The organism is Longimonas sp., from assembly GCF_046498435.1.
In the GTDB taxonomy this organism is placed as follows: Bacteria; Bacteroidota; Rhodothermia; order Rhodothermales; family Salinibacteraceae; genus Longimonas.
Genome location: NZ_JAWOAR010000300.1, coordinates 1 through 10,844, shown reverse-complemented (window position 1 = coordinate 10,844; position 10,844 = coordinate 1). Strand labels below are relative to the sequence as shown.

11 protein-coding genes and 1 pseudogene are annotated in these 10,844 nt (G+C 58.0%); 5 read left to right on the top strand and 7 right to left on the bottom strand.

The features are described from left to right. The 4 genes from glgP to panC all read right to left on the bottom strand — a co-directional run. Positions 1–911: alpha-glucan family phosphorylase (gene glgP, locus R6U20_RS11640; RefSeq protein ID WP_410338024.1), on the bottom strand; the 911-nt coding region annotated here is incomplete at its 3' end. Beyond that, positions 908–1,348: a 3-hydroxyacyl-CoA dehydrogenase family protein gene (locus R6U20_RS11635; protein ID WP_410338023.1), complete on the bottom strand. Its 441-nt coding sequence runs from the start codon at positions 1,346–1,348 to the stop codon at positions 908–910. The genes R6U20_RS11635 and glgP, both read right to left, overlap by 4 nt. A gap of 165 nt (positions 1,349–1,513) precedes the next feature. Then, positions 1,514–1,930 carry an aspartate 1-decarboxylase gene (gene panD / locus R6U20_RS11630; RefSeq protein WP_410338022.1) on the bottom strand — a complete coding sequence of 139 codons (417 nt, stop codon included), beginning with the start codon at positions 1,928–1,930 and terminating at the stop codon, positions 1,514–1,516. A 58-nt stretch (positions 1,931–1,988) separates the two neighbouring features. After that, the gene (panC, locus tag R6U20_RS11625) at positions 1,989–2,870 is read right to left on the bottom strand and encodes a pantoate--beta-alanine ligase (RefSeq protein WP_410338021.1); all 882 of its coding nucleotides are present in this window, start codon (positions 2,868–2,870) and stop codon (positions 1,989–1,991) included. Between the two features lie 262 nt (positions 2,871–3,132). On the opposite strand from panC, the gene R6U20_RS11620 reads away from it, so the two are divergent. Both R6U20_RS11620 and R6U20_RS11615 read left to right on the top strand, forming a co-directional pair. Continuing rightward, positions 3,133–4,536 carry a class II fumarate hydratase gene (locus R6U20_RS11620; protein WP_410338025.1) on the top strand — a complete coding sequence of 468 codons (1,404 nt, stop codon included), beginning with the start codon at positions 3,133–3,135 and terminating at the stop codon, positions 4,534–4,536. Positions 4,537–4,757: 221 nt separating this feature from the next. Then, on the top strand, positions 4,758–6,314 hold the full coding sequence (locus R6U20_RS11615; protein ID WP_410338020.1) for a trypsin-like peptidase domain-containing protein: 1,557 nt from the start codon (positions 4,758–4,760) through the stop codon (positions 6,312–6,314). 354 nt (positions 6,315–6,668) lie between these two features. Here the strand turns inward: R6U20_RS11615 and R6U20_RS11610 are convergent, their stop codons facing one another. Continuing rightward, complete coding sequence (locus R6U20_RS11610) at positions 6,669–6,938, bottom strand: hypothetical protein (protein ID WP_410338019.1); 270 nt, start codon at positions 6,936–6,938, stop codon at positions 6,669–6,671. A 182-nt stretch (positions 6,939–7,120) separates the two neighbouring features. On the opposite strand from R6U20_RS11610, the gene R6U20_RS11605 reads away from it, so the two are divergent. Together R6U20_RS11605 and R6U20_RS11600 are read left to right on the top strand one after the other, a co-directional pair. Further along, positions 7,121–7,414: a hypothetical protein gene (locus R6U20_RS11605; protein WP_410338018.1), complete on the top strand. Its 294-nt coding sequence runs from the start codon at positions 7,121–7,123 to the stop codon at positions 7,412–7,414. Positions 7,415–7,693: 279 nt separating this feature from the next. Next, complete coding sequence (locus R6U20_RS11600; protein WP_410338017.1) at positions 7,694–9,274, top strand: AbgT family transporter; 1,581 nt, start codon at positions 7,694–7,696, stop codon at positions 9,272–9,274. A 417-nt stretch (positions 9,275–9,691) separates the two neighbouring features. On the opposite strand, the gene R6U20_RS11595 is transcribed toward R6U20_RS11600, so the two are convergent. After that, on the bottom strand, positions 9,692–10,072 hold the full coding sequence (locus R6U20_RS11595) for a PIN domain-containing protein (RefSeq protein WP_410338016.1): 381 nt from the start codon (positions 10,070–10,072) through the stop codon (positions 9,692–9,694). Then, entirely contained in the window at positions 10,069–10,365 is a 297-nt protein-coding gene (locus R6U20_RS11590) for a DUF6364 family protein (protein WP_410338015.1), read from the bottom strand. Before R6U20_RS11590 ends, R6U20_RS11595 begins: the two co-directional genes overlap by 4 nt. Before the next feature lie 121 nt (positions 10,366–10,486). On the opposite strand from R6U20_RS11590, the pseudogene R6U20_RS11585 reads away from it, so the two are divergent. Then, a pseudogene (locus tag R6U20_RS11585) lies at positions 10,487–10,844 on the top strand (IS982 family transposase); the annotation flags it as partial.

Below are 10,844 nucleotides of genomic sequence, written 5' to 3'. Positions count from 1 at the left end.
TCGACTCCCCGTGTAAGAAGGCGTGCCAGATGCATGTCATAGTCTTCGACAAACGCGATTCGTCCGTGGAACTCATGATCGAGCGCGGTCTGAAATGTCTTCTGCAGAAGGCGCTTCGATGCGTCATCCGCGGGGTGGGATTTCCCTGCGAACACGAATTGTACCGGCCGCCATTCGTTCCGAAGAATTTTCTTGAGCCTCTCAACATCATAGAACAGAAGAGCCGGACGCTTGTACTCTGTGAAGCGTCGCACAAATCCGATTGTCAACGCATCGCGTTCGAATAGGCCGCCCATTGCGATTGCCTGTTCGCCTGAGCATCTGCCAGTCGCCCAGCACCCCTGGGCAAGAAGTGTCATCGCCGTGATCAGGCGGTGCTTGAGTCTGCGCCGCACTCGCCACAACTCTTCGTCAGGTATGCGATCAACGCGTTCCCAGATGAGCGGGTTATCGTGCCTTGCGAGCCAGTCGGGGGCGAGATACTTGTCATAGAGTTCAGCGATCTCCGCCGCAAGCCACGTGGGAACATGAACACCGTTGGTCACGTGGATGATAGGGACTTTTTCCACCGGGCTCTCGGGCCATAGTGACTGCCACATCGACCGCGAAACCTCGCCATGAATAGCACTTACCGCGTTGCGTGTCTCTGATGTCCGCATTGCCAGCACGGTCATGTTGAATTCGTCCCTGCCGGAAACAGGGCGACCCAACTCGATGAATTCTTCACGCGAGACTCCGGGAGATGTCCAGAAGCCGGACATATGTTCGTCCATCAGGTTGAACGAAAATACATCGTGCCCCGCCGGCACGGGTGTGTGCGTAGTAAAGGCCGTATGATGTCGTACGTCCTCGAGGGCGTCTGCAAAGGGCACGTTGCGCTCAGTTGCAGCACGCAAACGCTCGAGCATCATGAACGCGGTGTGGCCCTCGTTAGCGTGCCCTGCTCGGGGCGGGTTGTCTGTGCCGCCAGCCACGTAATCGAAATCGAGGAGGTGTTGGAAGCGAGAATAGCATCGTCGGGAGCGGCCTCATCCAGCGTTTCAAAGATTGGGCCCTTCACCTCGGTCGTTTCGCTTACGGCCTCAATGACGAGCTCAACATCCGACACCGCCTTAGCCAAATCGGTGTGCGTGCGGATGCGGTCGAGCGTAGCCGTGCGTTCCTCGTCTGTAATGCGCTCTTTGTTAACCTGGCGCTGCAAGTTCGATGCGATGGTCTCAGTGCCCTGCTTGAGCGCCGCCTCGTTTACGTCGATGAGCGTAACAGTGTAGCCGTTCAGGGCAAGAACATGGGCGATGCCGTTGCCCATGGTGCCAGCGCCTACCACAGCGGTGTTGGAAAAAGACATAGGGGGATGCGGGGGTTGGAAGCGGTTTCAGCGAATGCACCTCCAACGTAGCGATGTGCTGCCGCACGATCCACCGAAAAATGCACGAAGGCGCAGCCTTCAGGGATACGTGAAGACAGCGCCATTCGAAAAAGAGGGCCCGAAATGGGGGCGAGACATAAGCGATTACGCAATCAAGATGTCATCGCGGACGGTCTCGTCGCGCACGGTGCCCGGCTCTTCGGCTTCGATCTGCTCTTTCGGGTCGTTATTTTCGCCGACGAGAACGATGTTGGGTGTGTGAGCCTTGGCTTCTTCCGGCGTCATTTCGGCGTACGCAATCACGATCACCTGGTCGCCCTTTGCGGCAAGACGCGCTGCGGGACCGTTCAGACACACCGTGCGCGAGCCCGGCTCGTCGGCAATGGTGTAGGTTTCGAGGCGCGCACCGTTGTTCACGTTGACCACCTGCACCTTTTCATGTGGCAAGATTCCCGCCACATCCAGCAGCTCCTGGTCGATCGTAATCGACCCTTCGTAGTAGAGGTCGGCTTCGGTAACGCGGAGCCGGTGCAGTTTCGACTTGAACATCGTGACGGTCATACAGAGGGCGCGGGTCGGTCAGCGTAAAACGAGGACGGATCCTGGCAGATGGATGCGGTCAGTCGGACGATGGCACGTGCACAAATGCATTGTCGATGAGACGCGTATCGCCAAAAAAGACAGCGACAGCGATGAGCACGTCGTCGCCCGGATGCAGGTGGGTTATGGGCTGGAGCGACGATGCGTCGACCACCGAGGCGTACTGGACGCGGGCATGCTCCGCCTGGCCGAGTGGTTTTTGCATCGCTCGAACCACCGCTTCGGCATGCTGTTCCCCGCTCGCAATGGCCTGCTCACCGGCCTGAATGGCGGCATACACCTGCGGGGCTTCGGCGCGCTCTTCGTCGCTCAGGTAGGCATTGCGCGAAGAGCAGGCCAGGCCGTCGTCTTCGCGCACGGTGGGCACGCCCACAATCTCCACGTCGAACAAGAGGGACTGCGCCAGGTGCTTCAGGATAACGAGTTGCTGCGCATCCTTCTGCCCAAACACCGCCACATCGGGCTTGCAGGCGTTGAGCAGCTTCGTGACGACGGTAACGACGCCCTCAAAGTGGCCGGGACGATGTGCACCGCAGAGGTGATCGTTCAGCGTGTGCACATCCATCGAAATGTAAGGCTCCTCAGTGGTCGAGGCCCCAAACGGATACATCGCCTCCACTGTCGGGGCAAAGACCGCATCCACATCTCGCTCGGCGAGTATCTCGCGGTCGGTGTCGAGGGTCCGCGGGTAGGCATCGTAGTCCTCGTCGGGCGCAAACTGGGTGGGATTCACGAAAATGGAGGTGACCACTGCATCCGCCTGGCGCTTCGCTTCCTCAACGAGGGCCAGATGACCGCTGTGCAGCGCGCCCATGGTAGGGACCAGCGCTATCGTGGCGCCGCGCTGGTGCTGGGCATCGGCCCACTCGTGCATTGCGGCAACGTCGGTGAGGGTGGTCATAGAACGGCGGGGCTGGCAAGCGATAACAAATCGATAACAAGAGGCACCGCAACGTAACGGATGCAGATGTAACGCGCAACACAAACCCCAATGGTTACTGCTTGTGTATCAGCAACATCTTGGGGAGGCGCGGCCCATGCTGTATAAATGACTAAATCTTGTTCTTTGAGTGTGGGCGATGGCAACGGCTGTCGGCTATCTTCAAACACACATTCGCAACCCTCTTTCCTCGTTTCCTGCACCTGCTATGGCTAATGACTCTATGTCTGATGATTTCCGGACTGAACGCGACTCGCTGGGTCCCATCGATGTGCCCACGTCGGCGCTGTATGGCGCTCAGACGCAGCGTGCGCTCGACAACTTTCCGGTGAGCGACCTGCGCTTTCCGCGAGCGTTTATTCGCGCACTGGGCATCGTAAAGGTGGCTGCCGCCCGCGCCAACAACGAACTGGAGCTGCTCGACGACGACAAGGCTGCTGCCATTGAGCAGGCCGGACACGACGTCATTTCGGGCTTGCTCGACGACGAGTTCGTGCTGGACATCTTCCAGACGGGCAGCGGCACTTCGACCAACATGAACGCCAACGAGGTGATTGCGAACCAGGCGTCGGAGATGCTGGGCGCGGAGCGCGGGAGCAAGGCTGTGCATCCCAACGACGACGTAAACATGTCGCAGTCGTCGAACGACGTCATTCCCACGACCATGCACGTGGCCGCCCGCACGGCAATGCTGAACAGCTTGGTCCCGGCAATGGAGGCGCTGCACACGGCCCTCGTCGAAAAAGCCGAGGCGTTCGACGACGTCATGAAAAGCGGACGCACCCATCTGATGGATGCCACGCCCATCCGCCTGGGTCAGGAGTTTGGGGGATACGCGGCTCAGGTGCAAAGATGCATTGCGCGCATCCAGCACGGTGCAGACGAGCTTACGGAGGTGGCTCTGGGCGGCACCGCCACAGGCACCGGGCTCAACCGGCATACAGAGTTCCCCGAGCGCGCCATCAAGCACATCAGCGGACTGGCGGGCGTGCCGTTTGAGGAGACGAGCAATCATTTTGCCGAGCAAGCAGGCAAGGATGCGTATGTGCAGGCGCACAGCGCGCTGAATACGACTGCCACCGCGCTGCTCAAAATTGCAAACGACCTGCGGCTGCTGTCGAGCGGTCCCACAAGCGGGATTGGCGAGATCACGCTGCCCACGATACAGCCCGGCTCCTCCATTATGCCCGGCAAGGTAAACCCGGTGCAGAGCGAGCAGGTGATGATGGTGGCGGCCCGTGTGATGGGGAATCACACCACGATCACCGTAGGTGGGCAGCATGGTAATTTCGAGCTCAACGTGATGATGCCGGTGATGGCCCACGCCATGCTCGAAAGCATCTCAATCCTTACCGGCAGTGTGACGGCCTTTACCGAGAAGTGCATCGAGGGCATTGAAGCCAACCGCGAGCGCTGCATAGAGCTGCTGGAACTGAATCCCTCCATCGCTACCGCGCTCAACAGCGCCATCGGCTACGACAAAGCCTCAACCGTGGCCAAAACCGCCGTCAAAGAAGGCAAAACGGTGCGCCAAGTCGTGCGTGAGATGGATCTGCTCACCGACGAGGAGCTCGACGAGTACCTCGATGTGCGCGCCATGACCGAACCGGGCGTGCCGGGCGAGTAATGCCAACTTCGCCCCAAATTGGTGGGCGGCCGCTATGATTCGCACAGGTGGACGGGTAAACGTAAGAACCCCCAAACGATTGTGCGGTGACCCAGCTGTATACGAAACAGCGGCTTCGTACGTTGATTTTGAGAGAGACGCTTTCGAGACAACCAAGACGGCTCTCCGAAATTTTAGTAGTCGTCACAATCACAATCTGCTCATCTTTCCGACGTTCGTTCATGAGTGTGAAAGGAAAAGCATCGGTGGCCATCTTACTGGCTGCTTCGTTCATTGCAGGGATTCTCTTTACGACGGCTGGAGCCAATCTCTTTGGATGGGGCGACTCGGTGGGCACCGAGAGCCGCGCTTCGGGGCCGGGAGGCACCACTGCCATTAGTGCAACCGACAACGAAGGCTTCCAGCGGGCTGTATCCCTGGAAGATGCCTTCATGGAAGTCGCTGAGTCAGTGACTCCGGCGGTCGTCCAGATTCGGGCCGAAACGGTGCAAGAGCGCCGTAGCCCGTTCGAAGGCACGCCGTTCGAAGACTTCTTCGAGCGTCCTCCCGGTGGGGGCGGTCAGGGTGGAAACGTGCGCCAGGGGCTTGGCTCGGGCGTCGTCGTACGCGCTGACGGTCATATCATCACCAACAACCATGTCGTTGAAGGGGCAGACAACCTTCGTGTACGTATGCACGACGGGGAGATGTATGATGCTGAGGTTGTCGGAACCGATTCGTTCAGCGACCTGGCCGTCATCAAGATCGATGCCGAGGACCTACGGGTCGTTAGCTTTGGGGATGCGGAATCAGTTCGTCCGGGCCAGTGGGTGATGGCATTCGGATCACCGCTGGATGAACGCCTTAGCAACTCAGTAACCGCAGGGATCGTGAGCGCCAAAGGCCGCTTACAGCCCTCAGGGCAGCAAGACTATGGCGTGCAGAACTTTATCCAGACCGATGCCTCCATCAATCCTGGGAACTCGGGAGGACCGCTGGTCGGCCTGGATGGGCGGCTGGTTGGTATTAACACCGCGATTGCATCGCGCACGGGGCAGTTTCAGGGCGTTGGGTTTGCCATCCCTGCAAACACCGTAGAGCGTGTTACTGATCAGCTCATCGAAACTGGGAGTGTGCAGCGCGCGCGTCTGGGAGTGCAGTACACAGCCGCTACGCAGTCTCTTATTCGTAACGAGGATCTGCCACGTGGTACCGCGCAGATTAGCAATGTGCAGGACGGCACCGCCGCGGATGAAGCGGGCCTGGAGTCGGGCGATCTCATCACCGCAATCGATGGGGAAGAGCTGGATGATTCCCTTCAGATCAGTAACATCATTGGCGCAAAGCAGCCGGGCGATGTGGTGGAGCTCACCATCAACCGGAATGGCGAAACCATGACGATGGAGGTTGAACTGGGCGGTTTCGAAGACGAGGATTCCACTGCCTCCGATGAGAGCTCGTCGGACGAAGACCCCGACCTTTCCTCTACTGCCGAGGACATTCGCAATGAACTCGGCATTGCGCTTACCGATGTTTCGGAGCGCGACCTGAACCAGCTTGGCCTCGACATAGACGGAGCTGTGCTCATTCAGGACGTCGATGTGCGCAATTCCGCCGTGCGCGACTCCGGCTTGCAGCCGCGTCAGCTTATTGTGCAGGCCGCAGGCGAGCCTACACCGTCGATCGAGGCGTTTGCCGAAGTGTACGACAGCATTGAGCCCGGCACGAGCTTCCGGCTGCGTGTAATGAATCCGCAGGGAATGCTCTTTGTCACGGCACTTCAGAAACCAGAATCCTGATGGACCTGAAAGCGGCTGGGGGCTGACGTCCAACGCCACACATAAAAAGATACCGGCTTCCCCCCAGCACACACCAAAACGCCCCGATCTGCATGGTGCAGGTCGGGGCGTTTGCGTGTCAGGTAGTGGTGGTCATTAAATGATACCAACCCCGCATGCACCGTTGGGGGGTATGAAAGAAGGAACGGGTGAAAGAGGAGAACGCACGTCCTTGCCACCATCCATCATCCCCTCATCCCCACACGAGGCTAAACGCCGATTGATGACGTACACCCGGTGCGCTCCAGAGAAGCGATGCCGGGATGACTGATTGGAAGTATCACTTGCGGTTTAACAGTACCCCAAAAACGTATGCTACTCCGTTTGCTCCGGACGATGCTTTGGGGGCAAGCGGTCAACAAGGTCTTCCGGGAAGTACGCCTGCGGGATGCGACGCAGCGTAGGGGGCGGGCCATCAAACGAGATTTTGATGCCCTTTGTCTCGCGCCGAAGCAAGTTCAGCGCAAGGGCATAGGCCTGCGCCGCTTCCGTATTTTTTTCCGTCATCGCATGATCATACAAGATCATGAGCTGAGCCGCAATGCTTGTCACCATGTCAGAGGTCGGTTGTTTGGAAGATGCCATTGGTCTTGATATGCCGTAAGGAAAGCCAAAAGGAAGGTATAAAGACTGCTTATGCCCATCAACCGGTGAAACGGCGGAACAGTTGCAGCGATGCAAACTGCCTTCATATCCGCCTGTGTTAAACGTGTGTGACCTGCAACATTGCATATAATATAGAAACTCTCAAGCCGCCATGGAGTGCCATGCTACGTAACTATGCGTTCATTATAGCAATAGCACACATGCGGGGCGTAAGCTTTAAACCAAAAGGCGAAGATAACTTCTCGTCGGGCGATATCAAGACCTACGGCGGTATCTATGCAGCCACGGCGGCGGATTTTGCGGCAGAGCTTGGGTGCGACCCGCAAAAGTTCATCACAAAAGTGCACGAGTCGGACATTGAGCCGCTGACGGCTGTAGGCAACGAAGAAGAGCCCGAAAAGTACAGCCTCTCGTTTGAACGTGATAAATTTGAGGAGCTGCGGGCCCTCTTTTAAACACTCTTTTCGGAGACCGGTTGTAGGCGTCGCGTCTTTGAACCGTAACAACTATCGGAGAGCAGGCATCGCACGCGTTGCGCAATGCTCAAGTACGCGGAGCGCTACCATAATTTTGTGGTAGCGCTTTTTGCGTTTGGGGGTGGAAAGCGCAGTGGCTTGCGTGCGGCAACGAGCCATGTGTAATTATCCCGTTTCATTTGTAGGTTGCAGAGCCATAGCCGCAAAGCATGTGCGTGCGGCCTCGTGTTTTCTTAAACCAGACCTCTATGCCCTCACATGGCTGACGATGCCTCCTCTGCCGATGTCGATGCGAATGCGCAAGAATCTCCCCAGAGCCTGTCGGGCCGGCTCCTCTCTATGGTCGAGCGCACAGGCAACGCGCTCCCCGAACCTGTCACGCTGTTCTTTATTTTCATTGGGCTTACGATGCTTATCTCGCTCGTCGTGAGTGCGTTTGGCGTGAGCGTTGAGCATCCCCGTACGGGAGAGATGATCGCGGTTGAAAGCCTCTTCTCGGGCGAAAACATCCAGCGGCTCTTTACCGACATGGCCGACACGTTTGCCGATTTCCCGCCGCTGGGTCTCGTGCTCGTTGTGATGCTCGGTATTGGTGTGGCCGACAAGTCCGGGTTCATCGGGGCCGCCCTGGGGTCGTTCATGCGCGCAGTGCCGAACGCGCTGCTTACCATGGCCATCGTATTCACAGGCATCATGTCGAACATGGCCGTGGACGCAGGCTACGTTGTCGTCATTCCGTTGGGCGCGTTGCTCTTCTACGGAGCAGGGCGACACCCGCTGGCCGGACTTGCTGCTGCCTTTGCGGGCGTCTCTGCCGGGTTTAGTGCCAATGTACTGCCCTCGGCCCTCGACGTGCTACTGGCTTCGTTTACCGAGCCCGCTGCGCAGATCATGGAGCCCGACTACGCGGTGACCGCTCTCGCTAACTACTATTTTATCGTCGCGCTGGTACCCGTATTCGTCATCGCCGGCTGGATCGTTACCGATTACGTGGTGGAGCCCTACCTGGGTGAGTATGAGCCGCCCGAGGATCTTGAGGACGGTATGGACACGTCGGAGAAGGCGCCCGCGCTTGAAAAGAAAGGCCTACGCTGGGGCGCGCTGTCTATGCTCGCCGTTATCGTTGGCGCCTCGCTCCTGGTGATTCCGGAAAACGGTGCACTGCGCGGCCCCGAGGGCGGCTTTGAGCCTGCGTACGAAGCCATCGTCGGCCTCATGGTGGTTGTGTTCTTTGTCCCTGGGCTCGTGTATGGCATCGTGACCGAGAAAATCACCAAAGACAAAGATGTGACGGATATGATGTCGGAGACGATGTCGGATCTGGGCGTCTACATCGTGCTCGCATTTGCCGCGGCACACTTCGTGGCAATGTTTGGCTGGTCGAATCTTGACATGGTTGTAGCCATCACCGGGGCTGGGGTGCTGGAAACGCTGGAGTCCAGCATCGGACTCAGTGGCATCCCGCTGATTATTGTGTTTATCCTTGTATCCGCCTTTATCAACCTGTTTGTGGGGAGTGCCTCGGCCAAGTGGGCGATCATGGGGCCCACGTTCGTGCCGATGCTCATGCTCATGGGCTACTCGCCCGAGCTGACGCAGGCGGCCTATCGCGTGGGTGATTCGTTCACCAACATCCTGACGCCGCTGCTTCCGTACTTCCCGCTGATCATTGTGTTTGCGCAGCGCTACGATAAAAACGCGGGCATCGGGAGCATCATCGCCGTCATGCTGCCGTACTCGATTGTCTTCGGCATAGTGAGCACGCTGGTGCTGGCCATCTGGATCTTCTTCGGCATCCCCCTCGGTCCCGAAGCGCCGCTGTTCATCGATATGCCGTGAACTGGATGACGCCTACTTTAAAGACCTGACAGGTCTCCAAGGACCTGTCAGGTCTAACCCAACCACCACCGGTGCGAACGGTCCTCCGTACGCATCTTGCTGTTTCACAAACCTTGTACGGCCTTGAGCAGCGCAGCCGGGGTGTAAATATTGGTAGTAGTCAGACGTGAAGTGATACGGTGCATACGGGAGAGGCCGGTGTAGTTGCTATTGTCATGCTGAACGCAGTGAAGCATCTCAGGTCATGCGGACGGAGCACCTGCTTCTGCTTCGGGGGCGCGCGATGCAGTGCTCCGATGCGAGGTGCAGTGCCGAGCGTGCGAGGTTGGCGTTGAGATCCTTCCCCCCGACCGTCGTCGGGCGTCAGGATGACCGGCGGATGAGGCCTTCAACAATCACTAACCTTCTATCCACTACCTAAATATCAAGCGTTGCCGCGGTAAAGTCGCGTGCATTGCGCGTCACAATACCGTCTGCATCTGCCTGCCGTGCCGCTTCGTGCAGCACCGCATCCTCGAAGTCGCGAAAGTCTATGTTCAGGGCTGACTGTAGCGCTGAGGCGTGGACAGGCACGGTCGCGAATACGTGCAGGAGATCCTGAATCCGTGCGCGAATGGGGCGTTCGCCTATAGCTTTGCGCCCAACATAGTAGATGGTTGTAACCGTTGTGCTCGTTATGAGCCCCTGTATCTGGCCTTGCTCAACATGATCAAAGAGGGCTGTTGCGTCCTGTGCATACGGATCACGAGCTATGAGCACATCCAGCACTACGTTGGTGTCGAATAGGACCGTCATCATCGGTGCTTCTTTTCAAGGTAGCGGTAGTACTCCTCTTTCAGATCCGCGTCGACGCGACCTTCCTTGTCGGGGTGTCCGGTGAACCGCTCGGCATTGGTGTCTTTTAGGCATTCGGCAAGGCGGCGCGTAATCGGGGGGAGTTTGTCATTGGACTTCGTGTCGGGTTCGTCAGGCGCCAGCGTAGCCAGGTAACGGCTAACCAACTCATCAATCGATACTCCGCGTGCCTCGGCATGTGCGGTGGCCTGTTCGATAACCTCTGCATCCACCTGTACGGTCAGTTCCTTCTTCATGGCGATGCATTCGACTTACTCAACGGCATGTGCGGGTTTTTTTGGCAAGGAACAGGCAGAGCACCAGGCGACTCTGTGTTGGTGACCGCCAGCACATGAGCCATGCCCAATACTCTGCCCTATGACCCTGGACGATTTTATCACTACGGTGTTCTGTGTGACCGATGACTTTATGCAAGCTGTTCTTGGCGGAGAGCGTCTCCGCAAGCGCGGCCCCCGCCCAACCGTTCCGGACAGCGTCGTCGTGACCTGCGAACTCGTGGGCGAGTTTTTGGGCTATGACACCGATAGCGGCATCTACCGCTACATCCGGCGTCATCACCTGGACTTGTTTCCGGCGATGGGCCAGATCCACCGGACGACCTTTGCCCGGCAATCGGCGAACCTCTGGACGATCAAAGAACGGCTTCAGGCGCTGCTTCAACGTCTGATCTGTTGCGACCGACAGGTTTCGATTATTGATAGCTTTCCCGTCCCGG

Bases quoted from the DNA above. Each gene is read 5' to 3' on its own strand.
- R6U20_RS11635 (WP_410338023.1), bottom strand. From the start codon at position 1,348: ATGTCTTTTTCCAACACCGCTGTGGTAGGCGCTGGCACCATGGGCAAC.
- panD (WP_410338022.1), bottom strand. From the start codon at position 1,930: ATGACCGTCACGATGTTCAAGTCGAAACTGCACCGGCTCCGCGTTACC.
- panC (WP_410338021.1), bottom strand. From the start codon at position 2,870: ATGACCACCCTCACCGACGTTGCCGCAATGCACGAGTGGGCCGATGCC.
- R6U20_RS11620 (WP_410338025.1), top strand. From the start codon at position 3,133: ATGTCTGATGATTTCCGGACTGAACGCGACTCGCTGGGTCCCATCGAT.
- R6U20_RS11615 (WP_410338020.1), top strand. From the start codon at position 4,758: ATGAGTGTGAAAGGAAAAGCATCGGTGGCCATCTTACTGGCTGCTTCG.
- R6U20_RS11610 (WP_410338019.1), bottom strand. From the start codon at position 6,938: ATGGCATCTTCCAAACAACCGACCTCTGACATGGTGACAAGCATTGCG.
- R6U20_RS11605 (WP_410338018.1), top strand. From the start codon at position 7,121: ATGCTACGTAACTATGCGTTCATTATAGCAATAGCACACATGCGGGGC.
- R6U20_RS11600 (WP_410338017.1), top strand. From the start codon at position 7,694: ATGGCTGACGATGCCTCCTCTGCCGATGTCGATGCGAATGCGCAAGAA.
- R6U20_RS11595 (WP_410338016.1), bottom strand. From the start codon at position 10,072: ATGATGACGGTCCTATTCGACACCAACGTAGTGCTGGATGTGCTCATA.
- R6U20_RS11590 (WP_410338015.1), bottom strand. From the start codon at position 10,365: ATGAAGAAGGAACTGACCGTACAGGTGGATGCAGAGGTTATCGAACAG.